The 25,194-nt window shown below is 39.9% G+C and carries 30 protein-coding genes; 24 read left to right on the top strand and 6 right to left on the bottom strand.

Annotated features, from left to right (window positions below; all coding sequences use genetic code 11):
* Positions 1 to 13: 13 nt before the first annotated feature.
* From FA584_RS11505 to cutA, 19 genes are all read left to right on the top strand, one after another.
* Positions 14 to 448 carry a flagellar export protein FliJ gene (locus FA584_RS11505; RefSeq protein WP_167749543.1) on the top strand — a complete coding sequence of 145 codons (435 nt, stop codon included), beginning with the start codon at positions 14 to 16 and terminating at the stop codon, positions 446 to 448.
* Entirely contained in the window at positions 445 to 972 is a 528-nt protein-coding gene (locus FA584_RS11500) for a MotE family protein (RefSeq protein ID WP_087439355.1), read from the top strand. The genes FA584_RS11505 and FA584_RS11500 overlap by 4 nt, the downstream gene beginning before the upstream one ends.
* An 83-nt stretch (positions 973 to 1,055) precedes the next feature.
* The gene (locus FA584_RS11495; protein WP_087439354.1) at positions 1,056 to 1,610 is read left to right on the top strand and encodes a DUF507 family protein; all 555 of its coding nucleotides are present in this window, start codon (positions 1,056 to 1,058) and stop codon (positions 1,608 to 1,610) included.
* A complete protein-coding gene (gene carA, locus FA584_RS11490) occupies positions 1,607 to 2,737 on the top strand; it encodes a glutamine-hydrolyzing carbamoyl-phosphate synthase small subunit (RefSeq protein WP_167749542.1) in 1,131 nt (376 codons plus the stop codon). Before FA584_RS11495 ends, carA begins: the two co-directional genes overlap by 4 nt.
* 85 nt (positions 2,738 to 2,822) lie before the next feature.
* Positions 2,823 to 3,434: a sulfite exporter TauE/SafE family protein gene (locus tag FA584_RS11485; protein ID WP_369806280.1), complete on the top strand. Its 612-nt coding sequence runs from the start codon at positions 2,823 to 2,825 to the stop codon at positions 3,432 to 3,434.
* Complete coding sequence (locus FA584_RS11480; RefSeq protein ID WP_096047354.1) at positions 3,431 to 4,654, top strand: PAS domain-containing sensor histidine kinase; 1,224 nt, start codon at positions 3,431 to 3,433, stop codon at positions 4,652 to 4,654. Before FA584_RS11485 ends, FA584_RS11480 begins: the two co-directional genes overlap by 4 nt.
* 12 nt (positions 4,655 to 4,666) lie before the next feature.
* Entirely contained in the window at positions 4,667 to 5,347 is a 681-nt protein-coding gene (locus tag FA584_RS11475) for a response regulator transcription factor (protein WP_096047353.1), read from the top strand.
* 156 nt (positions 5,348 to 5,503) lie between these two features.
* Positions 5,504 to 6,970 carry a cytochrome-c oxidase, cbb3-type subunit I gene (gene ccoN, locus FA584_RS11470; protein ID WP_096047352.1) on the top strand — a complete coding sequence of 489 codons (1,467 nt, stop codon included), beginning with the start codon at positions 5,504 to 5,506 and terminating at the stop codon, positions 6,968 to 6,970.
* A gap of 15 nt (positions 6,971 to 6,985) precedes the next feature.
* A complete protein-coding gene (gene ccoO / locus FA584_RS11465; protein ID WP_096047351.1) occupies positions 6,986 to 7,651 on the top strand; it encodes a cytochrome-c oxidase, cbb3-type subunit II in 666 nt (221 codons plus the stop codon).
* A 16-nt stretch (positions 7,652 to 7,667) separates the two neighbouring features.
* The gene (locus tag FA584_RS11460) at positions 7,668 to 7,877 is read left to right on the top strand and encodes a cytochrome c oxidase, cbb3-type, CcoQ subunit (RefSeq protein WP_369805675.1); all 210 of its coding nucleotides are present in this window, start codon (positions 7,668 to 7,670) and stop codon (positions 7,875 to 7,877) included.
* Positions 7,878 to 7,890: 13 nt separating this feature from the next.
* On the top strand, positions 7,891 to 8,739 hold the full coding sequence (locus tag FA584_RS11455) for a c-type cytochrome (protein ID WP_167749540.1): 849 nt from the start codon (positions 7,891 to 7,893) through the stop codon (positions 8,737 to 8,739).
* Between the two features lie 10 nt (positions 8,740 to 8,749).
* The gene (locus tag FA584_RS11450; protein ID WP_087439348.1) at positions 8,750 to 8,962 is read left to right on the top strand and encodes a DUF4006 family protein; all 213 of its coding nucleotides are present in this window, start codon (positions 8,750 to 8,752) and stop codon (positions 8,960 to 8,962) included.
* Positions 8,963 to 9,073: 111 nt separating this feature from the next.
* Complete coding sequence (locus FA584_RS11445; RefSeq protein ID WP_096047348.1) at positions 9,074 to 9,694, top strand: hypothetical protein; 621 nt, start codon at positions 9,074 to 9,076, stop codon at positions 9,692 to 9,694.
* Positions 9,675 to 10,169: a FixH family protein gene (locus FA584_RS11440; RefSeq protein WP_096047347.1), complete on the top strand. Its 495-nt coding sequence runs from the start codon at positions 9,675 to 9,677 to the stop codon at positions 10,167 to 10,169. Before FA584_RS11445 ends, FA584_RS11440 begins: the two co-directional genes overlap by 20 nt.
* 240 nt (positions 10,170 to 10,409) lie before the next feature.
* Positions 10,410 to 12,758, top strand: coding sequence for a PD-(D/E)XK nuclease family protein (locus tag FA584_RS11435; RefSeq protein ID WP_167749539.1), 2,349 nt, complete (start codon positions 10,410 to 10,412; stop codon positions 12,756 to 12,758).
* Entirely contained in the window at positions 12,755 to 15,478 is a 2,724-nt protein-coding gene (locus tag FA584_RS11430) for a RecB-like helicase (RefSeq protein ID WP_167749538.1), read from the top strand. Before FA584_RS11435 ends, FA584_RS11430 begins: the two co-directional genes overlap by 4 nt.
* An 81-nt stretch (positions 15,479 to 15,559) precedes the next feature.
* Positions 15,560 to 15,988 (top strand): 50S ribosomal protein L13, encoded by a 429-nt coding sequence (rplM, locus tag FA584_RS11425; protein ID WP_096047344.1) that lies wholly within the window; start codon positions 15,560 to 15,562, stop codon positions 15,986 to 15,988.
* A gap of 1 nt (position 15,989) precedes the next feature.
* The gene (gene rpsI / locus FA584_RS11420; RefSeq protein WP_041959263.1) at positions 15,990 to 16,382 is read left to right on the top strand and encodes a 30S ribosomal protein S9; all 393 of its coding nucleotides are present in this window, start codon (positions 15,990 to 15,992) and stop codon (positions 16,380 to 16,382) included.
* Positions 16,383 to 16,557: 175 nt separating this feature from the next.
* The gene (cutA, locus tag FA584_RS11415) at positions 16,558 to 16,872 is read left to right on the top strand and encodes a divalent-cation tolerance protein CutA (protein ID WP_167749537.1); all 315 of its coding nucleotides are present in this window, start codon (positions 16,558 to 16,560) and stop codon (positions 16,870 to 16,872) included.
* Here cutA and FA584_RS11410 read toward each other — a convergent pair.
* Positions 16,869 to 17,153 carry a hypothetical protein gene (locus tag FA584_RS11410; protein ID WP_167749536.1) on the bottom strand — a complete coding sequence of 95 codons (285 nt, stop codon included), beginning with the start codon at positions 17,151 to 17,153 and terminating at the stop codon, positions 16,869 to 16,871. The two genes, cutA and FA584_RS11410, sit on opposite strands and share 4 nt — an antisense overlap.
* Positions 17,154 to 17,283: 130 nt before the next feature.
* Here FA584_RS11410 and purT point away from each other — a divergent pair, with 130 nt between their 5' ends.
* The 3 genes from purT to FA584_RS11395 all read left to right on the top strand — a co-directional run bounded on the left by purT (position 17,284) and on the right by FA584_RS11395 (position 20,400).
* Positions 17,284 to 18,444 carry a formate-dependent phosphoribosylglycinamide formyltransferase gene (gene purT, locus FA584_RS11405; RefSeq protein WP_096047340.1) on the top strand — a complete coding sequence of 387 codons (1,161 nt, stop codon included), beginning with the start codon at positions 17,284 to 17,286 and terminating at the stop codon, positions 18,442 to 18,444.
* 91 nt (positions 18,445 to 18,535) lie between these two features.
* Positions 18,536 to 19,933 carry a chloride channel protein gene (locus tag FA584_RS11400; protein WP_167749535.1) on the top strand — a complete coding sequence of 466 codons (1,398 nt, stop codon included), beginning with the start codon at positions 18,536 to 18,538 and terminating at the stop codon, positions 19,931 to 19,933.
* Positions 19,933 to 20,400, top strand: a complete 468-nt coding sequence (locus FA584_RS11395) for a 2-thiouracil desulfurase family protein (protein WP_167749534.1) — start codon at positions 19,933 to 19,935, stop codon at positions 20,398 to 20,400. The genes FA584_RS11400 and FA584_RS11395 overlap by 1 nt, the downstream gene beginning before the upstream one ends.
* A 21-nt stretch (positions 20,401 to 20,421) precedes the next feature.
* Here the strand turns inward: FA584_RS11395 and FA584_RS11390 are convergent, their stop codons facing one another.
* The 5 genes from FA584_RS11390 to FA584_RS11370 all read right to left on the bottom strand — a co-directional run bounded on the left by FA584_RS11390 (position 20,422) and on the right by FA584_RS11370 (position 23,510).
* Positions 20,422 to 21,567, bottom strand: coding sequence for an iron-containing alcohol dehydrogenase (locus FA584_RS11390; RefSeq protein ID WP_167749533.1), 1,146 nt, complete (start codon positions 21,565 to 21,567; stop codon positions 20,422 to 20,424).
* A 110-nt stretch (positions 21,568 to 21,677) separates the two neighbouring features.
* Positions 21,678 to 22,277 carry a transglutaminase-like domain-containing protein gene (locus tag FA584_RS11385; protein WP_228447986.1) on the bottom strand — a complete coding sequence of 200 codons (600 nt, stop codon included), beginning with the start codon at positions 22,275 to 22,277 and terminating at the stop codon, positions 21,678 to 21,680.
* Between the two features lie 9 nt (positions 22,278 to 22,286).
* Positions 22,287 to 22,577, bottom strand: a complete 291-nt coding sequence (locus tag FA584_RS11380) for a YciI family protein (protein ID WP_167749532.1) — start codon at positions 22,575 to 22,577, stop codon at positions 22,287 to 22,289.
* Positions 22,578 to 22,588: 11 nt separating this feature from the next.
* Entirely contained in the window at positions 22,589 to 22,972 is a 384-nt protein-coding gene (locus FA584_RS11375; RefSeq protein ID WP_228447985.1) for an MmcQ/YjbR family DNA-binding protein, read from the bottom strand.
* Positions 22,947 to 23,510 carry a DNA-3-methyladenine glycosylase I gene (locus FA584_RS11370; RefSeq protein WP_167749531.1) on the bottom strand — a complete coding sequence of 188 codons (564 nt, stop codon included), beginning with the start codon at positions 23,508 to 23,510 and terminating at the stop codon, positions 22,947 to 22,949. The genes FA584_RS11375 and FA584_RS11370 overlap by 26 nt, the downstream gene beginning before the upstream one ends.
* 68 nt (positions 23,511 to 23,578) lie before the next feature.
* On the opposite strand from FA584_RS11370, the gene FA584_RS11365 reads away from it, so the two are divergent.
* On the top strand, positions 23,579 to 24,460 hold the full coding sequence (locus FA584_RS11365; protein WP_167749530.1) for a helix-turn-helix transcriptional regulator: 882 nt from the start codon (positions 23,579 to 23,581) through the stop codon (positions 24,458 to 24,460).
* A gap of 59 nt (positions 24,461 to 24,519) precedes the next feature.
* Positions 24,520 to 25,059 carry a YbhB/YbcL family Raf kinase inhibitor-like protein gene (locus tag FA584_RS11360; RefSeq protein ID WP_167749529.1) on the top strand — a complete coding sequence of 180 codons (540 nt, stop codon included), beginning with the start codon at positions 24,520 to 24,522 and terminating at the stop codon, positions 25,057 to 25,059.
* Positions 25,060 to 25,194 lie beyond the last annotated feature (135 nt).

Raw genomic sequence — 25,194 nt, 5'->3', positions numbered from 1 at the left:
GTAAAGGTAATTTATGAAAAGCCAGTTCTCCAAGATTGCTAAAATTCGAAAACAAAAACGTGATGCAATCGAGCGTGAACTCTTAAAAAGCCAAAATAAAGAGCGCATGTTAAATCATAAAATAGCGGCTCTTTACGATGAAATTTCGGCAGTTCAAATACCGAAAGAAGGTATGATTTCACTCCTTCTCATGGTTGGTGAGCAAAAAAGCATCTTAAATCGTGATAAAAAACGTTGTGAGCAAGAACTTGTTTCTGTTCAGCGAAACACAAAACAGCTCCAATCAGAGTATAAAAAAGCACATATTGAATATGAAAAGTTTAAGTATCTTGAAGAGCAAGAGCTTCAAACGATGATGGAGAAGCTCAAACGTGAAGAACAGCTCTATTTGGACGAAATATCAACCATGTTATTTGCGGGTGAAATAAGTAAAAAAGGTCGAGAATGAAGTGTATTTGGATCTTATTGATCAGCTCTTTAGTGTATGCAGAAACGATTGATTGTACGCAAGTCTTTGAAACGCGCAAAGGGGAACTTTTGCATGAAGTTGAAAAAATCGATGAAGCACGACAATCCTTTGAAGCTTTGCAAGCCGCAACGAATGCACTTTTTGAAAAACAAAAGAATGCACTCAAAGAGAAAGAAAATGCATTGGCTAAAACTAAAGCTGAGATCGAAGCCAAAGAGCAACAGATTGCTGCAATGTTGGCTGAAAATAAAAAGCTTTTAGAGCAAGTTGAATCGAAGAAAAATGATAAACTAGATGAGACCTATATTAAGATGAAAGATGCGGCAGCTGCCGCTATTGTTGAAAAACTCCCTATTCATGAGGGAGCAGCCATTATTTTTGGATTGCCACCTAAGAAAATATCGCAAATCTTAGCAAAGATGAATCCCCAAATTGCTTCTGATATTACCCAACGCCTTAAGAAAGGTCCTCCTTTTGTAGAAGATAATCAAACAAAAGAGTGACGAAACCTTCCCCTTTCTTTCTCTAAACAGATATTTACCTTACTTTTGATAGAATGTGGAAAATTCAGAAGTAAGGTTTATGGATGAAAATCAGATTGCCTCATGCCCCTTATATTGCCAATAAAATAGCGATCGATATTTTAAATTGTGGATTTGTTACCATGCTTAAGGGCTTAGAGCCTATTGTAAAAGTCGCTGAGGATTTGATTGTTGCCGATATTAAACAAGAGACTGCGCTTGAAGAGCGTGTTACAGAGATTTTGGATCAAAATGAAGATGAGATGGAGTTTCAGCGAGTTGACCGAAGAAGTATGTTTTGGTTAATTAAGAAAAAACTTGCACGTGAATTTGGTGTTACATTGTCCTATGAAGATAGGTATAACGATATTGCGCACCAAATTTTAGAGATCTGTTGGAAAAGTGGTTTGATTGACTATAATGTCACCGAAAATCGTGTTAAGAATGTTGTTTATACTGCGATTGAAACGTATATTGCGAATTTTCAAGCGATTGAAGATGATGTAGCAGAGAAAATTTCAAATTACAAGCGAACCTTAGTTCCTGGTTCTGAAGAGTATGATTTGATTTTTGAAAAGCTCTATGAAGAAGAGCTTAGAAAAAGAGGAATGTTAGTATGATGTTAAAACCTGTATGGATTTATCTTGAAAATGGTGTTTTTTTAGAAGCAAAAAGTTTTGGTTTTGATGGTTCAAAAACAGGAGAGATTGTTTTTAATACCTCTATGAGTGGTTACCAAGAAATCATGAGTGATCCGAGCTATGCAGGACAGTTTGTTGTATTTACAATGCCTGAAATTGGTATTGTGGGATGCAATGAGAATGATATGGAAAGTTCTACGATTTATGCGAGCGGTATGTTTGTGCGAAGTCTTAACGAAACGCCTTCTAATTTCCGTTCACATGAAACGTTACCCGAGTTTTTGAAAAAATATGAAAGTATGGGTATTTGTGACATTGATACACGCTATCTTACCAAAATGATTCGAGATTCAGGCCCTAAAATGATGATCGCTTCAACAGAAGTGAGCGATCCTGCAAAGCTCAAAGCCATGCTTGAAGCCAGCCCTCGTATTGAAGATGTCAACTATATTGAAAAAGTCAGCACTCCAAAATCTTATGTCCATGTCAACGGTGTTTGGGACGCTGAAGCTCAAGCGTATAATGCCACACCTAAACGATTGGGTAAAAAAATTCTTGCCGTAGATTTAGGCATTAAACGCAATATCTTAAATGAACTTTGTGAAGTTGGACTTGATGTTGAGGTTATCCCTCATAATTTTAGTGCTGATGATGTCATTGCTCGCTACAAAAAAGGTGAAATCCACGGACTCTTTTTATCCAATGGCCCCGGGGATCCACTTATTTTGAAAGATGAAGCGGTACAAATTCAAAAATTAATTGAAGCAAAAGTACCTATGTTTGCTATCTGTTTAGGACACCAATTACTTTCTATTGCGCATGGGTATCCGACCTATAAGTTAAAATTTGGACAACATGGTGGTAATCACCCTGTTAAAAATATGAAAACTAGTATTGTGGAAATTACAACGCAAAACCATAATTACAATGTTCCTGATGATATTTGTAAGGTCGCTCGTATTACGCATGTGAATCTTTTTGATAATACGATTGAGGGGCTTGAATACAATAACTCGCCCATTTTTTCCGTACAGCATCATCCTGAAGCGAGTGCAGGTCCGCAAGAGAGTCGATACATTTTCCAAGAGTTTGCCAATAGACTTTAAATAACGGAGCAATGCCATTAACGTCATCGATATTACAGCAATCATTAGTGTTGCGTTTTTAGGAAGTTTAGGGCATTGCATAGGCATGTGTGGAGGATTTGTCATGGCATACAGTAGTGCTAAGATTGACTCTTCCACGTCTTCATTCAGACAATTTCTCGCACATCTTACTTACAATCTAGGACGAATTAGCGCCTATACATTTCTTGGCATGTTTTTTGGTGCATTGGGGAGTATTTTTACCTTTTCCGCCCAGATTAATGGTTATTTCTACTTTGTCATTGGTATTCTTATGGTTTTAATGGGATTATCAATGATGGGAAAAATAAAATTTTTAACTTCATTAGAGGCAACTGTCGCTTTTAATCCTTTGATTAAAACACTTTTTTCACATCTCATTCACTCTAAATCCATGGGAAGTTTTTATGGGCTAGGTCTTTTAAATGGTTTCTTGCCATGCGGTCTAGTCTATTTCTTTTTAGCGGCTGCAACCACTTCGGGTTCTTTTCTTTTGGGTGGCTTCACAATGGCTATTTTTGGACTTTCAACGATGCCTGCAATGTTAGGGCTTGGATTTATTGTAGGATTTTTAAAAGGAAGTGAATTTAGAGAAGTTATGATTAAAATAGCTTCATTGATTATTGTTGGTTATGGAATTTATATGGCGTATCTTGGTTACAGTGCAGCAATTATATGAAATTAGAACAATATCAGAGTGCTATTGAAAGCAGTAATATTATCTCAAAAACCGATATTTTCGGTATTATCACCTTTGTTAATGATGAGTTTTGCAAAATTTCGGGTTATACTAAAGAAGAGCTAGTAGGAAAAAACCATAATATTGTAAGACATCCTGACGTACCTGCTTCGACATTTAAGCAACTTTGGCAAACCATACTTCAAAAAAAAACGTATAAGTCAACGGTTAAAAATCTAGCCAAAGATGGCAGTACGTTTTACGTCAATACGACAGTTTTCCCTATACTCGATGAAAATGGTGATATTGAAGAGTTTATTGCTATTCGTTATGATGTGACAGAAAGTGTCCGCTTAAGCGAGGCGCTGATAGCCAAAGATGAAGAGCTCGAAGAACTTAATGAAACCCTTGAAGAGAGAGTTAAAGAACAGACGAAAGCCTTAACAATCCTCAATCAAACGTTGGAAGAGCGTGTGAGAGAAGAAGTTGAAAAAAATCGTGAGAAAGATCGTATTTTATTTCAGCAATCACGTCTTGCTTCGATGGGTGAAATGATCGCCAATATTGCACACCAATGGAGACAGCCCCTTTCTGAGCTTAATATCACACTTTATAAAATGAACAAGCTCTATCGTCTTCAAAATGAAGGTAAAGGGATAGAGTTTGAAGACAGTTACGCGCATGCCAAAAAGATTGTTTCCAAAATGTCCGAAACCATTGAAGATTTCCGTCATTTTTTCAGCCCTGATCGTCAAAGTGAAGTTTTTGCGCTAAGTCATGTGGCGAACGAAGCAATGGATATTATGCGAGGTACTTTAGAAAAAAATGAAGTTACTATCGAGCTTAATATAAAAAAAGATGCCAACATCAGAGGTTATTTTAATGAATTTTCTCAAGTCTTAATCAATTTAATCAATAATACGATTGACGCATTTTGCAACAACAAAATAAAAAATAGATTAATTTATATTGAAATTGACACATTAGGGCTTGGAGATGCTATAATTAAAGTCTGCGATAATGCTGGTGGGATTGAGTCAACTATTTTAGATAAGATTTTCGAGCCTTATTTTACAACAAAACATGCGAGTGCTGGCACTGGCTTGGGGCTTTATATGAGTAAGATGATTATCAATAATAGTATGCAAGGACTTATCGTTGCAGAGAATTGCAATGATGGAGTCTGTTTCACTATCACTATTCCTTCAGTCAAAGAGTAAAAAGGAAGAGCTATGAGTGGATTGTCAAAATTGACGGTTTTGTTTGTTGAGGACGAAGAAGATCTCAGAAATGCCTTAGAGAGCGCCATCGGGGATGAGTTTGCTAAGTTCATTGTTGCACGTGATGGTGATGATGGGTTAAAAAAATTCAAAAAGTATAAACCTGACATTGTTGTCACAGATATTATGATGCCGGTTATGGATGGTTTAATGATGGCAAAAGAGATTAAACATATATCGAAGCAAACCCCTATTATTATTTTAAGTGCATTTAGTGAAAAAGAGCGATTGTTAGAGGCGATTGATGTTGGTATTGACAAGTATCTCATCAAACCAATTGATCCAGATGAGCTCTTAACAACACTCAAATTTGTTTCCAAAGAGATGTTAGATCAAAGTGATATCGTTGAATTAGGATACAGCTATCAGTTTGATAAAAGTAGACGGGTTTTAGTGAAAGAGGGTAAAACAATTTTCTTAACTAAAAAAGAGTTACTTTTTATCTCAGTTCTTGTTAAAAATTTAGGTGTATTTGTCCTTCATGAAGAGATTAAAAAGTATGTTTGGACAAACAAAAAAGTAACAGATTCAGCCATACGTACCTTTATTAAGCGTGTTCGTGAAAAAACAGATAAAGAGTTTATCAAAAATATTCCCGGTCTTGGCTACAAAATCAACACGCAAGAACGATAATTCCATCGTTCTTGTACTGCTAATTATAAATTTTTTCTTAACATTTTTTATTTAACACAAATTTAATCTTCTTAAGCTTCGTTGTAGATTTGGTGCACTATAATTCTTACATTATGTGATATTTTTGTGACATAAAAACACAAGTAGGAGGAATTGATGCAGGCTAGAGATGCATTGAACTATGACTATTCAGTAGCCAAATGTTTTACCTACGCAGCGATCCTTTTTGGAATCGTTGGTATGTTAATAGGCGTGGTTATCGCTTATCAAATGGCTTTCCCTGAGTTGAATTACTTGGCAGGTGAATATGGTACTTTCAGTCGTTTAAGACCATTACATACGTCAGGAGTAATTTTTGGATTCTTACTAAGCGGAATCTTTGCAGCGTGGTACTATATCGGGCAAAGAGTACTCAAGGTTTCGATTGCAGAATCACCATTCTTAATGTTCATATCAAAGCTTCATTTTTGGCTCTATATGATTTTAATGGTATGTGCAGTTATTTCCCTTTTTATGGGTATTTCTACTTCTAAAGAGTACGCAGAACTTGAATGGCCATTGGATATTCTTGTTGTCGTGGTATGGGTACTCTGGGGATTAAATATTTTTGGTCTCATTGGTATTAGGCGCGAGAAGACGCTTTATATTTCTATGTGGTATTTTATTGCAACATTTCTTGGTGTTGCTATGTTGTACCTTTTCAATAACATGGAAGTTCCAACCTACTTTGTTGCGGGCACAGGAAAATGGTATCACTCCGTTTCTATGTATGCAGGCTCAAATGATGCAATGGTACAATGGTGGTATGGTCACAATGCCGTAGCATTTATTTTTACCGTGCCTATTATTGCGATGATCTACTATTTCTTACCAAAAGAGTCTGGTCAACCAGTTTTTTCTTATAAACTATCACTTCTTTCTTTCTGGGGATTGATGTTCGTATACCTTTGGGCAGGTGGACACCACTTACTTTACTCAACTGTTCCAGATTGGGTACAAACCATGGGTTCAATTTTCTCAATTATTTTGATTCTTCCTTCTTGGGGTAGTGCGATTAACATTCTCCTTACGATGAAAGGACAGTGGGGTCAACTCAAAGAGAATCCATTGATTAAATTGATGATTTTTGCTTCAACATTCTATATGTTTAGTACTCTTGAAGGTCCAATCTTAGCGATTAAATCTGTTAATGCCCTTGCGCACTTTACAGATTGGGTTCCTGGACACGTTCATGATGGTACATTAGGCTGGGTTGGTTTTATGATCATGGCAGCACTGTATCATATGGCTCCTCGTATGTTTAACCGTGAAATTTTCAGTAAAAAATTAATTGAAGCACAATTTTGGATTCAAACAACGGGTATCGTACTTTATTTCTCAAGTATGTGGATTGCAGGTATTACACAAGGTATGATGTGGAGAGCAACAGACCAATTTGGTAACCTTGCTTATTCATTTATTGATACTGTGACTGTATTGATTCCTTACTATGCTATTCGTGCAACAGGTGGTTTACTATACCTTGTCGGTTTCTTCATATTCACTTACAATATGTATAAAACAATGACTGTAAGTAAAGCAATTGAGGCTGAACCTCAAAATGCTTCACCTATGGCAGCGTAAAAGGAGGATAGGATTATGTTTCATTGGTTAGAAAGAAACCCATTCTTTTTTGCGGTAGGTGTATTTTTGGTGATTGCATATGCAGGTGTTGTAACAATTTTACCTGATTTTATGGAGACAGCACGTCCAGTTGTTGGTACAAAGCCTTATACAGTACTTCAATTAGCAGGCCGTCAAGTCTACATTAAAGATGACTGTAATGCATGTCATTCACAATTGGTTCGTCCATTCAAATCAGAGACAGACCGTTACGGTATGTACTCTTTAAGTGGTGAGTATGCTTACGATAGACCATTCCTTTGGGGTTCTAAAAGAACTGGACCAGATTTGATGCGGGTTGGAAACTATCGAACAAGCGACTGGCATGAGTATCATATGTCTGATCCTATCAGCGTTGTTCCTGGTTCTATTATGCCAGCGTACAAGCATATGTTTAAAAACATTGCTGACATTGATACAGCATACGCAGAAGCATTGACCGTAAAAAAAGTTTTCAACACACCTTACGATCAACCTGATATGCCTAAACTTGGTACCCATGAAGAGGCTAAAAAAGCTGTTATGGAAGAAGCTGCACTGATTGTTGCAGACATGAAAAGCCAAGAGGTTAAAGAGGCATTTAAACGCGGTGAGATCAAAGAGATTGTGGCCCTCATTGCCTATCTCAATAGCTTAAAATAAGGTGTTCACGGTGAGTATGGAAACAATTAGAGAAATTCAAGCATATGCTTATGTGGTAGCTACAGTTTTTTTGGTCGTAATGATGTATGGTTATTTGTATCACCTTTACAAGGCTGAAAAAAAAGGTACACGAAATTATGAGCAATATGGCGATATCGCATTGCATGACAATATTGACGATACTCCAGTTGAAACCCGTACTCCATCAAACAAAGAGAAAGAATAAAGAGGAGCAATAAATGAATTGGCTGAATGACAATGTAAACGTATTATCATTGCTTGGTGCAGCAGCAATTTTAATTCTCACTATTTTTGTTGTTGGTAAATATATAAGACAGATGCAAACCGATAAAAATAGCGGAGAATTAGCAAAAGAGAATTGGGATGGTATTGGAGAATACAAAAATGTACCTCCTATTGGTTGGGCACTCTCCTTTGTAGGAGTTATTATATGGGGATTATGGTATTTCCTTGCTGGATACCCTCTTGCGAGTTATTCACAAATAGGTGAATATAACCAAGAAGTAAAAAGCTACAACACTCATTTTGAGAGTAAATTTGCAAATCCTGACAATGCTACATTGATGGGAATGGGTGAGGGCGTTTTCTTGGTACAATGCGCACCATGCCATGGTGTAACGGGTGATGGCATGAATGGAAAAGCAATGAACTTAGCCAAATGGGGTAATGAAGCAGCGATTGTTGCTACTATTCTGGGTGGTGCAAAAGGTTCAAATTATCCTCTTGGTGAGATGCCAGCTGGACTTTTGGATGCAGAAAGTGCCAAAGCCGTTGCAGCATATGTAATGCAAGAAGTTTCTGTAGTTAAAAAAAGTAGCAATCCAGCACTTGTTGAGAGTGGTAAAGCACTGTGGGCAACATGTGCTGCATGTCACGGTGATGATGGTAAAGGAATGGCTGGAAGCGCGCCAGATCTTAGCGTCTATGGTAATGCTAAATTTGTTGTCAATGTCCTTGGTTTGGGTAAAAAAGGAACGATTGGTAATATGCCACAGTTTAATGATGGACGCTTAACCAATGTTCAAAAAACAGCGGTTGGCACTTATGTCAGCTCTTTAGCAAAATAAGGACTCATCAATGGAAAATACAAATCGAAACGTCTTTGGACTTAATGGTATTACAGGAATGTTGATTGCAACAGTATTGTTGCTCTCTATTCTTGGGGTATTAACATTCTTTGGATTAAAGGCACAACAAGCAGTTGCTGATAAACCTTATAAGATTACGGATCCGCAAGCACTTCAAATGAGAGATGCTGCGAATGCGAATCAAAAAGTTATAGCAAAATAAGGAGTATAACATGGCTGAAATTATGGATAAAGTGATTGTTCTAGGTTTAGTTATACTAGCAGCAGTATCGGTATGGGCTGTATTAACACCACACCATTTGTTCATCGGTTAATGAAAAATTTGTTACATGTAAAAGCAAAGAAGCTATGGCTTCTTTGCTTTCTTGCCTTTTTCCCAGTGTTGATTTTTGCCAAGGAATTTGTCATTTATGATGATAGCCTAGAAGAGAGAACCGCTCAGAAAATTGAAGAGATGGGCAGTGAACTTTTTGCAAAAAGTGGTGTAAAAGTTATTTTGATTGCTAAAAAAAGTGGCGAGGGTGAAAATATTCTCGCATATGAGCAAAACTTTGCCAAAAATTTAACCACACCGTATGTGCTTTTAACGCTTTTTCAAGCAGAAAAAAAAGTAGATGTATACCAATCAGCAGGGCTTGAGAAAGAATTTGATCGTGAAGCGCTCCTCTCACCTTTACCATGGAATGGTACGATTATTCCACTACTAACGTCTAAAAAAAATGAAGTGAGTGTTGGACCTGCATTGCTCAATGGCTATGCGGAATTGGTTGAAGAGATCGCAGCGTATCGTAAAATAGAGTTAGAGAGTGCCATTGGCAGTGCCAATAAAATTACCATCAATATTGTGAGACTTCTGATTTATGGATTTATGGCGATTGTTGTAATACTCATCATTTATAAAAGGATAAAAAGCCGTGGACAAAGTGAAAAGTGAACGTACCTACTATCCTCATGTAGTTATCGGTATGATTATTGGATGTGTGATTGGGTGTGCTTATACCATTAAAATTGCTATTGATAATCCTGTTGAGATGGATACCTTTTATATGGAAAAATATCAAAAGGTTGAGAATAATATTAATGAAATTATGGCATTACAGGAAAAGTTTGATACTAAATTTGATCTTGCCTATTCCACAGAAAAATTTGTAATAGGACAAAATAGCATTACGTTAAAGCTCACCGATAAAAGTGGAGTAGCCGTTAATAATGCAAATATTATAATGATGCTCTCTCGCCCTGATAGCAATAAGGATAATAAGCAGTTATTACCTTCTAAGGTAGAAAATGGCAATTATACCTTTGGACCTTTTGAAATTAATAAACCGGGTCGTTGGCAGATTTTGAGTAAAATAGAACTAGGTGAATTTAAGGGCTATCATAAAAATGAAGCCTATGCAGCACAGTAGTTTCCCCTTTCTCCCTTAATAACCTACGGTAAGATCGGTTGTGTGATCTTACCGTTTTCTTTCATTTTGATATAAAAATTCTTCTCAAATCTTTCCTTTGTTATAATAGTCCCTTTTACAAGGTCACTTTGCAAAAAAGTACCAATGGTGCTCGGGCATTGCGTCTAGGAAAACTTAGTGTTAACGTAGTTTTTGAGCTTTGCTCTAAAAGCGTGTCAAGAATTAAAATAAAGAGGGAAGATGTTAGAAGTTTTTGCAACGAGTCGTGCTGTACGCTCCTTTTATGACACATTTTTAGATGCTAATACGCTTCTTCCCAAAGCTATTACCATTGCAGAACTTGAGCAAAAAGCTGTCTTAGTGCCTCATCATTCCTTAGTTGATGACGATATGCGTGTTCTTTTGATGCAAGAAGCTTCACGCTTTACCAAGTTTGAGCTTTTGTACATTGAGCGTGAATTTTTTACTTTTTTGAAAAACTCCTCCTACCTCTTTCGTTTTTTTGAAGAACTCAGCCATGAAAAAGTCGCACTGGATGCTTTGTTAAGTGCTGATACCTATGAGCACTACGCTGAGCATTTAGAGGTCTTACAAACCTTGCTTAAGCACTATAAAGCGCTTCTTTCAAAACACGCCTTGTATGATCGCATCACGCTTCCTGAGTGTTATGAACTCAACGAGTCGTACATTCGCTCTTTAGGGGAAGTTCGTATTCATTTAGAAGGGTTTCTGAGCCGTTTTGAAGTGGAACTTCTTACCCAAATAGCAGCGCTGATACCTTTACATGTAAACGTTACGATGAGTGCTTACAATCAAAAAATGGTTGCAGTTTTTGCCGAACTTGGCATCATTTTAGAACAAAATCAGACCTATGAGATCAATCTCTCCACGAAAGAGATTTTACATGTAAAGCCTCACAATACTTCCAAACGGGATATTCAAGTCTATGGTTTTTCCTCACGGCTGGCGCAAATAGGCTATGTACAAAGTGCGATTGCACAGTTTGTGGAAGATGGGTTGAGTCCCGAAGAGATTGTGGTTATTCTTCCTGATGAACGCTTTGCCGAAGTGTTGCGCCCTTTTGATACGTGGCACAATCTCAACTTCGCGATGGGCATAAGCCTCAAGCAAAGCCAGTTTTATCAGGGACTGAGTGCGATTGAAAAAGCGATGCGAAACGACGAAATTGAAGACCATCTTCGTCTTGCTCGCTTAAAGATTGAACCTGAAATCATGGTTACATGTAAAGAGATTTGGCATCAAAAAATCTCCCCTGAAACGGCAATGAATTTCTTTGAAAAGCTGCTCTCTTACAATGCAAAAGAGCAGCAAAATCCTCTCTTTCAAGAAGCTTTTTTTGCTTTCACGCACTTTTTAAAACACGCACCAGCTCTACGTTTTGAGCAAGTGACCAAACTGCTTTTAAACCGCCTTGCAGCCCTTACGCAAGATGATGTGAGAGGTGGAAAGGTGACCGTACTCGGTGTGTTAGAAACCAGAGGAGTGACCTATAAAGGGGTGATCGTCTTAGATTTCAACGATGAGTTTGTACCCAAAAGAAGCCAGAAAGATCTGTTTCTCTCCTCAGCCGTTCGCGCACACGCGGGACTTCCCACCAAAAGGGATCGCGAAAATTTGCAACGTTATTACTACCATCAGCTCTTTTCTCATGCGCAGAAAATCGCTATCGCTTATGTCAAAAATGAGACCTCAATGCCTTCACGCTTTTTGGATGAGCTTGGCTTTAATACGAACACAATGGCAGATGAAAAAGCACTGCAACCGCTTTTGTTTGAGCTCAATGCGCCTAAAAATCTTTACGATCAGCCGTTCATTGACGCGCCCTACGATCTTAAAGCGTTTCCTCTTTCTGCAACCAAGCTCAAAACGCTGCTTACATGTAAACGCCAGTTTTACTTTCGTTACATCCAAAGGCTTAAAGAGGCGAAGATGCCAAGCACTAAGATTGATGAGCAAGTGATTGGTTTAACGCTTCACAAAGTACTTGAAGATGCGATGTGCGATGAAGCGTTAAGGGATGAGAAAAGCCTCTATTCCAAAATAGAGACTCTTTTAAAAGAGCAAAATAGACATGAAGTGTGGGGCTACTTTGTTGATGTATGGCTTCAAAAGCTCCGTCCTTTTATGCAAAATGAAATCAATCGTTTTGAAGAGGGTTTTCGCGTTTTCAAAAAAGAGTTTGTGCATGCTGTGCCCTATAAGGGTTTTATATTAGAAGGGCAGATTGACCGTATCGATCAAAAAGGAGATGAGCTCTTTATCATCGACTATAAAAGCGGGAAAGTACCAACAACGAGCGAGCGTTCCTTGGAGAGCACCACCGATTTTCAACTGGTCTTTTACGACCATATTGCAAGCACTTTAGGCAGGGTTGGAGGCGTTTATTACTACGACCTTAAAGAGGGTGTTTTAGTGAGCGAAAACTTCCTCGAAGAAAAGAAAGCGCTTTTACATGTAAAACTACAAGAGCTATCCAAACCGATCAATGGCTACGAATTGTGCGAGGAGATTAAGCATTGCAGGCTGTGCCCTTATGCGCAGTTGTGCGGACGTGAGGAGCAGATATGAATCTCAGTCCTTATTTAGCCCTCGAAGCCAGTGCAGGAAGCGGTAAAACGTTTGCGCTCAGTGTGCGTTATCTCTCACTTCTCTTTATGGGTGCCAATCCGCAAAAGATCGTGGCATTGACGTTTACGAACAAGTCAGCGGCAGAGATGAAAACGCGCATCTTTGAGACGCTCAAACACTTAGAAGACAAAGATGAGTTAGAGGCGATTTGCGTGCAAACGGGTAAATCTAAAGAGACGCTGCTACATGAAAAAGAGCGCGTCATGCAAACCTTGCTTCAAGCCGACATCAAGATTTCAACCTTGGACTCTTTTTTCTCTTTGATTTTGCGCCATTTTGCCTTACATGTAGGCTTGCAACCTGACTTTAAAGTAGGGCAAAATGGGCTTGATGAGGAGCTGGTGGAGCGTTTCATCAAAGGGTGCAAAAGCAAAAATCTCTACAATGCCTTAATCGCTTTTAGCATTAACGAAGATAAAAAACTGGGCGATCTCTTTAGTCTGCTCGATATGCTCTATCAGAAAAAGTCCGAGCTGGACATCAGCACATTGGATGAAGAGCATTACCCCTCTTTAAAACCGTGTTTGGATATTTTAGGGCAGATACGAGACTATTTTGAGCAAAGTGGGCTCTCTGCGCGTGGACTTGCGACACTCAAAGCGGATACACTGAGCGATCTGCTTGCCAAGAAGTATTTGGAGCGTGAAGACTTTGGGTATTGGGACTATAAAAAATATGCCAATGAGACAACCGATGCGCTTTTACGTGAACTCAAACAGGCTTTAAATGAACATGTCAATGCTAAAGAAGCATACTTTTTAGGACAACTAGGCAAACTCTTTGCGATCTACGATGAGAGCCTGCGAGGTTTGATGGGCGAGTATGGTGAGCTTCGTTTTGATGACGTAACCAATCTGCTCTACACTCTTTTACGCCAAGAGATCAGCAAAGATTTTCTCTATTTTCGCCTTGATGGGGTGATCGAACATCTGCTGATCGATGAGTTTCAAGACACGAGCATTGTGCAGTACCAGATTCTTCTGCCACTCATTGAAGAGATACGTGCAGGGCAGGGTGTGAAAGACTTTAAAACACTCTTTTTCGTGGGCGATGTCAAGCAGTCGATTTATCGCTTCCGTGGTGGGGCTAAAGAGCTCTTTGACTACGCCAAAAAGAGTTTGCATTTAGACGTGAATGCGCTTGATACCAATTATCGAAGCAGCGAGCAAGTTGTTAATTTTGTCAATGAAATCTTTACATGTAAAATCAAAGGGTATGAACCACAAAAGGTTGCGAAAGCCACAGGTGAGGGGTACATCAATGTGCGCATTGAAGAAGATATAGAGCCTTCTGTTTTAGAGGCGATTGGAATGCTTTTAAATGAGGGTGTCAAGCCTAAAGACATCGCGCTTTTAGTCCATACGAACAAAGATGCCAAAGCCTTTAAAGCGTTGGTGCAAGAGCAGTTTCCTGCTTTACATGTAAGACTTGAGGCAACCTTGAAACTCATCGAAGTTCGCTCCATTAAAGCCATCATTGCGTTGCTTAAATACCTCTACTTTGGCGATGCACTCTACAAAGCAACGTTTCTTGTGCAGTGTGGCAAGGCGTGGGAGACACCACTTTCTCGTAGCGGGTGGGATTTAGACGCGACGCCACTCGTTTTGGTTGAAAAGATCATCAAAAATTATGGTCTGTTTGATGGCAGTGCGGATCTGCTCAGTTTCTTAGAGGTTGCCGGTCGTTATGAGGAGATTGAGAGCTTTTTGTTTGCTCTGGATGAACTGAGTGATGAAGCCAAAAGTGAAGATGTAGATGGTTTGCGTGTTTTAACCGTACACAAATCCAAAGGCTTGGAGTTTGAGCATGTCATCGTGTGCGATCGTTTGAGTCGCGACAATAACCGAAGCGATACGCTTTTATTTAGCTACGATGAAGTGGACATCAAAGGGCTTTACCTTACTATGGGTGGCAGAGAATCGGTCGATGCAGTCTATGCCAAAGCCAAAGAGCACGAGAGTGTTTTAATGCATGAAGATAGACTCAATGCGCTTTATGTCGCTTTTACGAGAGCCAAACGTTCCTTGTTTGTGTGTGCCAAAGCGCAAAACAGTGCGTTTGAGATGTTGGAGTTAAGCACAACAGAGCGAGGCGTGATAGGTGTTTCAACCAAAGAGACTATCGTCATTCCAAGCACCATGAGTGTCTATCAGCCTAAGCGTTATGGCGCTCAAGAGGTGGCGAGTACATCTGAGGATGAGAATGAAAGCGCTGAGATCGCTTCTATCACATTTGGAATTGCACAGCACTATTTGTTGGAGATGTTAGACAGTTTTGATGAGCCATCGCTCAAGCGCGCGTACATCGCTCTGCAAAACCGTTTTGCGCCACTGTTGGATGAGTCAACCTTGCAAGCGATCTATCAAAGAGGCGAAAAACTCATTTCTTGTAAAGCCTTTTTGGATTTGATCGAGGGGGCAAAAATATCCAAAGAACAACCGTTGATTTACCAAAAAGAGCGTAAGCAGATTGATCTTTTGCTTGAATTTCCAGATCGTATCGTCGTGGTGGATTATAAAAGTTCAAAAAAGCAAAGTGCAAAGCATCAAGCACAGGTGAAGCTCTATCAAGAAGCCCTCTCTACGATCTATAATTTGCCGGTGGCTGCGTATATCTGCTACTTGCAGAACGATGGAATCGAGCTTCTTAAAAACTTATAGTACACTGAATTTAAGTAGTATTTAAGTATATTTTGATTACACTTGCACTTCGTTAAATAAATACGTCAAAGGTTATGACAGATGAAAGCTACACAAGCGATTAAGCCAAGCGAAGTTAAACGCGACTGGATCGTAGTGGATGCTGCTGGTAAGAGATTTGGTAAAGTCCTTACAGAAGTAGCAACACTGCTCAGAGGCAAACATAAACCTTATTTTACTCCAAATGTTGATTGTGGCGATTTCGTTATCATCATTAATGCGGAAAAAGTAGAGTTTAGTGGAACAAAATTAGACACAAAATTGTATCACAGACACACAGGATATTTCGGTGGCGTTAAAACTGAAAAATTGGGTGATCTTTTGAACAACAACCCAGCGAAATTGTACAGACTTGCGGTAAGAGGCATGTTACCTAAAACAAATCTTGCTAAAGAGATGATCAAAAAGCTAAAAGTTTATGCCGGTAGTGAGCATCCACATACAGCGCAAGTTAAAGTAGAGGTAAAGTAATATGGCAAAAGTATACGCAACTGGTAAAAGAAAAACAGCAATCGCTAAAGTATGGGTAAGTGCACCTGGTAAAGGTACGATTACAGTTAATGGCGTTGATTTTGAAGCGTGGCTTGGTGGTCATGAGACCATTAAAAAACGTGTTCGTCAACCTCTTGCTTTGACAAAACAAGAAGCAAGCTTTGACATCGTAGCTTCTACGCAAGGTGGCGGTTATTCAGCTCAAGCAGATGCCGTTCGTCACGGTATTTCTAAAGCACTTTCTGCTATGGATGCTGACTTTAGAGCGATCCTTAAACCTTATGGTTTATTGACACGTGACTCAAGAATTGTTGAGCGTAAAAAATACGGTCGCAAAAAAGCACGTCGTAGTCCACAATTCTCAAAACGTTAATGATTTCCTCAAGGGAATCATTAAAAGTTTCCTTGAAAACGTTAATGATTTCTTTACAGAAGTCTTTCGAGACTTTTGCTCTTTCTGCAAGGGATTTTCCCTTGCATTTCTTCTTTTAAAACTTTTTCACCTAAAATCGTTATAATACTTCTTTTTTCACACGAGGAGTACATGAATGAACTCTTTTTGCCTAATAACCACAACATGCCCTGATGAACAAAATGCAAAATCTATTATTCATCTTTTGTTAGAGCAAAAACTTGCCGCATGTATTCAGATGCAAGCCGTTCAAAGTTTTTACCACTGGGAAGGGAAACTGTGCGAATCATGTGAGCAGTTGCTTTTGATTAAAACGAGGAGTTCTTTGTTTCAAAAGATAGAAGCGTTGATTTTAAAGCATCATCCCTATACGACGCCTCAGATCATTCAACTACCGATCGAACAAGGACTTAAGGCGTACCTTCAATGGATTGAAGAAGAGACGACTTAATAACCCGCCAACTCTTGTATCAATACTTTCACTTCATCTTTATCAAAAAAGAGATTGAACTCCAACTCTTTCGCAAACACTTTGAGTAACGCGATTTTTTTCGTTTGACGCTCATCAGGATTTTGGGTAGCAGAAAGCTCGGCATCTAGCCTTTGAAGGAAATTTTGGCGTATCTCTTCTTGTTTTTGCTCTTTGGATTTTGGCTGAATTTTGGGTTTTAGTAGAAGAAATAAGAAGCCAAGAAGAGTGAGTATCGCAAGAATGGTGAAGAGAATTTCCACAAAAAACCTTTACATGTAAATCTGTTTGATGCGTAAGTATATCCAACCAAGAGCCATAAAATTTTAAAGTTCTTTCATTTCTTAAACCACTTTTGTGTAAAATCTCCTAAACTAACACAAAGAGGACATCATGCACTTTACAACTCCCCTTAAAAGCAATAGCACAAAAATTATGCTCATCGGCAGTGGTGAACTTGGCAAAGAGGTCATCATCGAAGCCTCTCGTTTAGGCATTGAAACCGTAGCGGTGGACTCATACCCAAAAGCACCTGCTCATTTGGTTGCCAATCGAAGTTATGTCATCAATATGAAAAATAAAGAGGAACTTTTGGAGGTGATACGCCTTGAAAAGCCGACATTCATCTTGCCTGAGGTTGAAGCACTCAGCATCGAAGCGCTCATTGAGGCGGAGAAAGAAGGCTTTTGCGTCATTCCTAATGCGGACGCGGTGAAAAAGACAATGAACCGCAAAAACATTCGTGAGTTTGCCGCTGAAACGTTGGGTTTAAAAACCAGTGGCTATGTTTTTGTCAAAACACTCGAAGGGCTGAATGAAGCGACAAAAGCGCTTGGAATTCCCTGTGTGGTCAAACCGGTTATGAGTTCATCGGGTCATGGACAAAGTGTCATTCGTCGTGAGGCAGACATTCAAAAAGCATGGGAGATCGCCAAAGAAGCACGCGGTGATGCAAGCGAGTTGATCGTTGAGGCGTTTGTACCGTTTGACTATGAGATCACGCTTCTCACCGTGCGCAATGGCAAAGAGACCGTTTTTTGTGAACCGATCGGGCATATTCAAGAAAACGGTGACTATGTCCTCAGTTGGCAGCCCGTACCGATGAAGCCTGAAGTCTTAGCCAAAGCGCAGATGATGGCAAAAGCGGTGACAGACGGTTTGGGCGGTCGAGGACTCTTTGGCGTGGAGTTTTTTGTCAAAGATGATGAAGTTTATTTTAGTGAGCTTAGTCCACGACCACACGACACGGGAATGGTGACGATGATCACACAAAGCCAGAGTGAATTTGCTTTACATGTAAGAGCGGTTTTGGGCTTACCACTTGATTTCACCTTTTACGGTTCAGGCGCAAGTGGTGCGTTTAAAAGCTCAAACGAAGAGCATGTGCCAACACTGACGATTCCTGAAACGGCTTTTTCTAAAAATTCCTTTGTGCGTATTTTTGGAAAGCCTGTGAGCCATGTGGGGCGTCGTATGGCTGTAGCGCTTGTTTTAGATGAAGTCGAAGCGGCAAAGAAGAGAGCTAAAGAAATTGTTGCGTCGATTGTTGGTTAATTTCATCTCTAAAATAATTTTAAAATAAATATTTATAAAAAATTTACCAAAGAGAGCTATAATGAAATAAGCCCAAACTTAAAGTGATTTGATGAATAAACATGTTGTTGAACAGACGGTTATTTTCTTTAGTGTTTCCAAATGGCTCTTCCTCTCCTCAGCCGTTGGTATTATGATAGGCGGACTGATGTCCGTCTTTCTTAAAATTCTCACAACTGCTGAGCAGACGAGAAGCCTTCTTCCTTTTCCTTTTTACTTTACTCTCCCTTTTGCTTTGATGCTCACAACATGGATCGTACGAACGTTTGACCAAAATGCCACAGGGCATGGAACGGAAAAAGTCATTGAAGCGGTTCATAAACGCGATGGTTACATCAATGCTAAAGTCATTCCTGTCAAATTGGTTGCTACGGTTCTTACCATTTTTTCTGGTGGTTCTGTAGGAAAAGAGGGACCCGGAGCGCAAATTGGTGCAGGAGCAGCTTCATTTGTCGCAACACTGCTCAAATTTTCAAAGTCTGATCGTAAAAAGCTGGTCATCTGCGGTATTAGCGCAGGTTTTGCTTCAGTGTTTGGTACACCGATTGCGGGTGCTATTTTTGGAATTGAAGTGCTCATTATTGGTGTGATTATGTACGATGTTTTACTTCCTTCGTTCATTGCAGGTTTTGCGGCATTTACAACCGCACAATTTTTAGGTGTGACATACCAATATTATGACATCAATATGTACCGCGCATTTAGTCTTGATTTAGGGCTAATTGGGCAAGTCGTTGTTGCCGGTGTCTTTTTTGGAGTTGTTTCGGATCTTTTTATTACCGCAGTCAATAAAATAGAAACAGCGATTAAAAGAATTCCTTACAATCGCTATTTAAAAGCGTTTGTCGCGGGTTTAGTGATGGTGGTGATCTCTTATTTCCTCTCTGAGAGTTATTTGGGGCTTGGGCTCATAACGATTCGCGATGCACTCAGTCCTAATGCGTTAATTTCAAATAATGTACATTGGTACGATTTCATTTTAAAAACCATTTTTACAGCAATGACCTTAGGCTCTGGTGGTAGCGGTGGTATTATTACCCCTGTTTTTTACGTGGGGGCGACCAGTGGTGTTGTTTTTGGTCATATCACTGGGGGACATATAGCCCTTTTTGCCGCACTTGGGTTTGTGAGTGTTTTGGCAGGTACAACGAATTCACCCATAGCGTCCATTATTATGGCGGTGGAACTTTTTGGTGTACATATGGCAAACTATGCGGCACTGAGTGTGGTCATTGCCTTTTTGATTACAGGGCATCGCAGCGTCTTTCAGTCACAAAAACTCGCCCTTAAAAAGGCCGATAATATCATGATTGGAAAGGGCAATGATCTTGAAGATACCTCTATTAGCATTGATATGCGAGATATTGATAAAGTCAAACGCCTTCGAAATCGTTTACGTTATAAACGGTTGCGCTGGCAAGTTAAAAATGCCAAAGATGATTTTGAATAATGGATAAAAAAATCCTTATCAGTGCGTGTTTGATCGGTGAAAACGTCAAATATGATGGTGGCAATAATGCTTTACATGTAAAGATTCTGGAAGCGTGGAAAGAGCAGGGCATTTTGGTTCCGTTGTGCCCTGAAGTGCTTGGTGGGCTCAACGTTCCAAGACCTCCATGTGAAGTCATTGAAGGAACGGATAGCGTTATCTGTAAAACGGGTGAAGATGTCAGTGCGGCGTTTGCTAAAGGAGCGCGTGAGAGTTTGAGAATGGCTCGAGAAGAGGGCGCGTGTATGGCGATTTTAAAAGCTAGAAGCCCCTCATGTGGCAAAGATGTTATCTATGATGGAACCTTTACGCACACGCCTGTTAATGATTCTGGCATTACATGTAAATTGTTGCAAGAGAGTGGCATTACGGTTTTTAGCGAAGAAGAGCTCGTTTTAGCTGAAGCATTTTGGAGGCAAAAAGGGTAAGTCCCTTTTTGCCTTGAGTGATTATGCGTTATGTAAAATCGTTTCGATGACTGCTTGGGTGTAAACTTTCTGTGCACCTTGTCTTTCAGCCGCTAAGTATACATTGGCGGCAATTTCAGGAATAGAATCAACACTAATTCCCGCCTCTTTTAAACTCACAGGGGCTCCAATTTTAGCGAACCATCTTTTGAGTGCCACGATACCTTCTTCCGCACTGCTTTTGTCAAAAATCTTTTCAGCAAAACGTTTAAATTGCGTAGGATTTTGCGTGTGAAACCATGTCATCCAGGCAGGAATCACGATCGCTAAACCTGCACCATGCGCGATGTTAAACAGTGCTGAAAGGGAATGCTCGATCATATGGTTAGGAAAGACGGAAGGGTTGGTGCCAGCGGTTGTCACACCATTCAGCGCTTGCGTAGCCGCCCATGTAAATTCAGCTCGGGCATTGTAATCATCAGGATTTTGAAGCAAAATTTCCGTCGTTTCCATAACGGTTTGAATAATACCTTCCACCATGCGTGATTGAAAATGAGGCTGAACCGTCGCGGTCAAATAGCCCTCAATAACGTGTGCGATAATGTCAACCGCCGAATACGCGAGGTAATTTTTAGGAACACTTTTGGTCAGTTCTGGGTTGAGAATGGAAAGTCGCGGATAGACGTGAATGGAGGCGATGTTGTACTTTTGCTGAATCGTATCGTTGGTAACAACGGCAAAGCCATTCATCTCGCTTCCTGTTGCTGCAAGGGTCATGATGGCATACACAGGGAGCGCTTTTTCAATGACGGATTTGCCAATAAAAAAGTCCCAAACGTCGCTATGGTATAAAGCCCCCGCGGCGATACTCTTAGCACTGTCTAAAACAGAACCACCACCGATGGCAAGGACGGCTTCAACCTTTTCTGCTTTAGCGATAGTGATGCCTTCGTGCACTTTGGAAAGAATGGGGTTGCTGATGATGCCAGAGAGCTCTACCCAAGCGATGCCTTTTTCTTTCAAACGGGTGGTCACTTTGTTATAGAGTCCATCACTTTTAATGCGCTCGCTACCGTAGCAGAGTAAAACCTTTGTGATGTTGTCTTCCGCGATGGCTGTGCCGATAAGTTCTTCTTTGCCTTTTCCAAATTCTATTTTTGTGGGGTTTTGATAGGTAAAATTAACCATAGGTTCTCCTTTAATTTTAATAGTTTATTATAGAGCGAAAGGTTCTCAAAGCGATAGAACATTTTCGCAGAGTTCTTGCCTAATCCTGTACAAAATCTTTACATGTAAAGCTAAAGTCGTGTTATCTCTGTGCAATCAGGTAAATGCTTTAGAGATTCTTCAAAGCTTGTATACGTTTGTAAAGCGGTGATGACGATACTCAAAGGCTCGCTCAGGATCTCTTGGAAGTCAATTTCGTGGGATGCTTTGACTTTAAAGGCAAGTTGTTCCAATGGTGGAGAAAATTCCGCATGGATGCCTTCTTTATTGCCTCTAGCATCCACACGGTACCAGCCAAAATCTTTGAGATACAGGGCATTGAGCCCATGCAACGTGTAAGGCTCGCCACCATTGCCCAAAAGGCTGAGTCGTTGGTAGCAAAGGCCTGTAGGAATGCCATTGGCACGACACAATGCTGCTAGAAGATGGCTCTTGGCATAGCACCATCCTGTTTGAAAGGCTAAGACATCGCTGGCTTTACAGGTAATGATGGCATCTTTATGATCTCCCGTATGACGGATCTGATCGCGCACAAAGGTAAAACAGTTTTTGGCAATCTCCACATCGCTTTTAGCGTTCCCTTTTAACTCCTCTGCTTTCGCTAAAATCGAAGGGTGCTCAAAATCAATGACGAATGAACTTTGAAGGTAAGCATTCAGTGTCTGTGACATAAGATTCCTTTAGCGATTGATTAAATAATCCAGTTCGGGTGAGGTCATTGAGGGTGTAAATTCAGTGATCTCATAGGTTGCTACATCATGAATGTAAAAAGGATCACGTGCAATGACCGCTTCAATTTCAGCTTTAGAGGGCGCAAGTGCTAAGATAATGCCACCATTGCGAGGATTTTTGCGACCAGACGCTAAGAAAACACCTTTCGCGTAGTGCGCTTTGAGAAATTCTACGTGAGCACTTAAATGTTTATCGACCTCTTCGAGGGATTTATGATAGGTTAAAGCGATAATAAACATGAAAACTCCTGCTATGAATTGCGGATAAAGTTTTGTAATTTTTTAGATAATGAATTAAATACAAGGTCATATGAGTCGTCGATCCACTCAAAAACCAAAGTCTCGTCTATTTCGTCTTCACAAATGACTGTATTCCAATGTCTTTTGTTCATATGGTAGCCTGCGATAACGTTTTCATACATTTCACGAAGTTCTCTTGCATAGTAGGGGTCGCATTTGAGATTGATGCGTGGAGCATTGCTTGCTTCATCAATGAGTGCAAAAATCTTGTCGCCAACTTTGTAAACGGCAGTCGTGTTATCGAAGGGGTACTCTTTGATTGCGCCTATGTGGCTGAGGCAGTAGTTATTGAGGATTTCAAACGTCATTTTATTTGCACCCACAGCTGTTTTCATGGTCATTCACCATCCCACACGCTTGCATGAACGCATAAATCGTGGTGGATCCAACAAACTTGAAACCGCGTTTTTTAAGATCTTTGGTTAAAGCATCGGAAATGGTCGAAGTGCATGCGGCAGTTTTGTAATCGCTTACATCGTTAACAATCGTTTTGCCACCTACGTAATTCCAAAAGTAGGTATCCAGTGAACCGAATTCTTGCGCAATACCTTGAAAAAGTTTGGCATTATGAAGGATGGCTTCAATTTTTGGGCGACTTTTGATGACTTCGCCTTCATTTAAAATGCGTTCAACATCCATCTCACCCATATGAGCCACTTTCTCAAGGACAAAACTAGCAAAAGCATTGCGGTAGCCATCACGTTTTTTTAAAATTGTGAGCCAGCTAAGGCCAGCGGATTGGGTTTCTAAGCAAAAGAGTTCAAAGAGGGCTCGATCATCATGCAGAGGTTTTCCCCACTCCTCATCGTGGTATGCCACATAAGTAGGATCGCTTAGTTTTACCCAGCCACAACGTGAAACGTTTTGTGTCATTTTTCTTCTCCTCAAAGAAGTATGTGCTAAAATTGTAACTCAATAGAGTTAACGAACAGGAAATGTAAATGTCCATTCATGTGCTTGAATACATTCAAAAAAATTATAAAGAGCATTCCATTGAAGCCAATGGTGTGGTAATAGCGCGCTATTTTGTAGTGGAAGATCATTACAAAGCCGAAGCATTTATGGAGCAAAATCTTCTCAATATTATCTTAGAAGGTAAAAAAATGCTCCACACGAAAAAGGGTGATGTTGAGGTTAAAGCGGGCGAAGCTTTTTTTCTCTCACGGGGTGAATACGTCATGAGTGAAGTGTGTGAAGGAGGAAACTATGCGTGTTTGCTCGTCTTTTTTGATGAGAAGGTGATTGGCAATTGGTTATCCCCCATTTTAGAAAAAGTACCTTTACATGTAAAGATGCAGACCTATCCACCAGAGGCTTTTTGCAAGATAGAACTGAGCCCAATTATGAAAAGTACGGCACTGTCACTGCTTCCGTTTATCGAGCAAAAACCAGCTTTTGTTGATACGATTTTGATATTAAAATTGCAAGAGCTTTTACTCTTACTTTTGGGCTCTTCTGAGGGAGCAAAATTGGTCTCTTACTTTCAAACATTGCTACCACGTGGTATTGATCTGAGTGTCTTTATGGAAGAGCATTTTATACAAAACTGGAGTATCCCTGAGTTTGCAAAGCGCAGTGGTCGAAGTTTGAGCGCATTTAAAGCGGAATTTACATCACAGTTTCAGACCTCGCCCATGAAATGGATACTTCAAAAAAGAGTCGAGCGCGCACGTTTTTTCATCGAAAAAGGCAACCTTAGTATTGGCGAAGCGGCATTTAAGGCAGGCTTTAAAAGCCAGTCTCACTTTACGCGTCTTTTTAAAGCAAAACATGAATTCTCCCCTAAAAACCTTATAGGCAAAATATCAAACCTAACAGACTAACTTCAAAATACTTTTTACATGTAAAATAATCTTTAAATTTTGAGACAAAAGGATTATGGATGAAAATCATACATTGGGTAGCTGCTTTCATGTTATCTGGAAGCACGCTCTTAGCAGGTGGCTTTACCCTTTACAGTCATGACCTCGCTGGACAACTTTCTAAAACGGAAGAGTTTTCTGGTTTTGGGTGTAATGGTGCGAATATCTCTCCTGAATTGCATTGGAGTGATGCACCCTCGGGTACGAAAAGTTTTGCCATAACGGTCTATGACCCCGATGCGCCAACAGGAAGCGGCTGGTGGCATTGGGTTGTTTTTAACATTCCATCATCCATCAATGCCCTTCCGACGGATTTTGGCAATGTCAGCAAGTCAGCGACTACTGCGGCTATTCAAAGTATCACCGATTATGGCAAAACGGGATTTGGTGGGGCGTGTCCTCCTAAAGGCGATAAAGCACATCGTTATATTTTTACCGTTTATGCTCTTGGTGTGGATAAACTAGGTCTTGATGAAAAAGCTTCACCTGCACTCGTTGGTTTTATGCTCAATGCCAATACTCTTGCGAAAGCAACACTGGTTTCATACTATCAACGTTAAAAAATGAAAGGAAAAAGTATAAAAGAGATAAAAAAACTCCTATTAACTTTTTATTTACAAAAGATTAACAGAGCGTTTAAACAACTCCCCTATACTTTCATTACCAAGACAATTACCTCCTTTTTGTGTATCACT

Source organism: Sulfurospirillum diekertiae (assembly GCF_011769985.2).
GTDB classification, from domain to species: domain Bacteria; phylum Campylobacterota; class Campylobacteria; order Campylobacterales; family Sulfurospirillaceae; genus Sulfurospirillum; species Sulfurospirillum diekertiae.
The sequence above is the reverse complement of the archived record's forward strand: the minus strand, read 5'-3'. Positions and strand labels throughout refer to the sequence as shown.

Bases quoted from the DNA above. Each gene is read 5' to 3' on its own strand.
- FA584_RS11505 (WP_167749543.1), top strand. From the start codon at position 14: ATGAAAAGCCAGTTCTCCAAGATTGCTAAAATTCGAAAACAAAAACGT.
- FA584_RS11500 (WP_087439355.1), top strand. From the start codon at position 445: ATGAAGTGTATTTGGATCTTATTGATCAGCTCTTTAGTGTATGCAGAA.
- FA584_RS11495 (WP_087439354.1), top strand. From the start codon at position 1,056: ATGAAAATCAGATTGCCTCATGCCCCTTATATTGCCAATAAAATAGCG.
- carA (WP_167749542.1), top strand. From the start codon at position 1,607: ATGATGTTAAAACCTGTATGGATTTATCTTGAAAATGGTGTTTTTTTA.
- FA584_RS11485 (WP_369806280.1), top strand. From the start codon at position 2,823: ATGTGTGGAGGATTTGTCATGGCATACAGTAGTGCTAAGATTGACTCT.
- FA584_RS11480 (WP_096047354.1), top strand. From the start codon at position 3,431: ATGAAATTAGAACAATATCAGAGTGCTATTGAAAGCAGTAATATTATC.
- FA584_RS11475 (WP_096047353.1), top strand. From the start codon at position 4,667: ATGAGTGGATTGTCAAAATTGACGGTTTTGTTTGTTGAGGACGAAGAA.
- ccoN (WP_096047352.1), top strand. From the start codon at position 5,504: ATGCAGGCTAGAGATGCATTGAACTATGACTATTCAGTAGCCAAATGT.
- ccoO (WP_096047351.1), top strand. From the start codon at position 6,986: ATGTTTCATTGGTTAGAAAGAAACCCATTCTTTTTTGCGGTAGGTGTA.
- FA584_RS11460 (WP_369805675.1), top strand. From the start codon at position 7,668: ATGGAAACAATTAGAGAAATTCAAGCATATGCTTATGTGGTAGCTACA.
- FA584_RS11455 (WP_167749540.1), top strand. From the start codon at position 7,891: ATGAATTGGCTGAATGACAATGTAAACGTATTATCATTGCTTGGTGCA.
- FA584_RS11450 (WP_087439348.1), top strand. From the start codon at position 8,750: ATGGAAAATACAAATCGAAACGTCTTTGGACTTAATGGTATTACAGGA.
- FA584_RS11445 (WP_096047348.1), top strand. From the start codon at position 9,074: ATGAAAAATTTGTTACATGTAAAAGCAAAGAAGCTATGGCTTCTTTGC.
- FA584_RS11435 (WP_167749539.1), top strand. From the start codon at position 10,410: ATGTTAGAAGTTTTTGCAACGAGTCGTGCTGTACGCTCCTTTTATGAC.
- FA584_RS11430 (WP_167749538.1), top strand. From the start codon at position 12,755: ATGAATCTCAGTCCTTATTTAGCCCTCGAAGCCAGTGCAGGAAGCGGT.
- rplM (WP_096047344.1), top strand. From the start codon at position 15,560: ATGAAAGCTACACAAGCGATTAAGCCAAGCGAAGTTAAACGCGACTGG.
- rpsI (WP_041959263.1), top strand. From the start codon at position 15,990: ATGGCAAAAGTATACGCAACTGGTAAAAGAAAAACAGCAATCGCTAAA.
- cutA (WP_167749537.1), top strand. From the start codon at position 16,558: ATGAACTCTTTTTGCCTAATAACCACAACATGCCCTGATGAACAAAAT.
- purT (WP_096047340.1), top strand. From the start codon at position 17,284: ATGCACTTTACAACTCCCCTTAAAAGCAATAGCACAAAAATTATGCTC.
- FA584_RS11400 (WP_167749535.1), top strand. From the start codon at position 18,536: ATGAATAAACATGTTGTTGAACAGACGGTTATTTTCTTTAGTGTTTCC.
- FA584_RS11395 (WP_167749534.1), top strand. From the start codon at position 19,933: ATGGATAAAAAAATCCTTATCAGTGCGTGTTTGATCGGTGAAAACGTC.
- FA584_RS11390 (WP_167749533.1), bottom strand. From the start codon at position 21,567: ATGGTTAATTTTACCTATCAAAACCCCACAAAAATAGAATTTGGAAAA.
- FA584_RS11385 (WP_228447986.1), bottom strand. From the start codon at position 22,277: ATGTCACAGACACTGAATGCTTACCTTCAAAGTTCATTCGTCATTGAT.
- FA584_RS11380 (WP_167749532.1), bottom strand. From the start codon at position 22,577: ATGTTTATTATCGCTTTAACCTATCATAAATCCCTCGAAGAGGTCGAT.
- FA584_RS11375 (WP_228447985.1), bottom strand. From the start codon at position 22,972: ATGAAAACAGCTGTGGGTGCAAATAAAATGACGTTTGAAATCCTCAAT.
- FA584_RS11370 (WP_167749531.1), bottom strand. From the start codon at position 23,510: ATGACACAAAACGTTTCACGTTGTGGCTGGGTAAAACTAAGCGATCCT.
- FA584_RS11365 (WP_167749530.1), top strand. From the start codon at position 23,579: ATGTCCATTCATGTGCTTGAATACATTCAAAAAAATTATAAAGAGCAT.
- FA584_RS11360 (WP_167749529.1), top strand. From the start codon at position 24,520: ATGAAAATCATACATTGGGTAGCTGCTTTCATGTTATCTGGAAGCACG.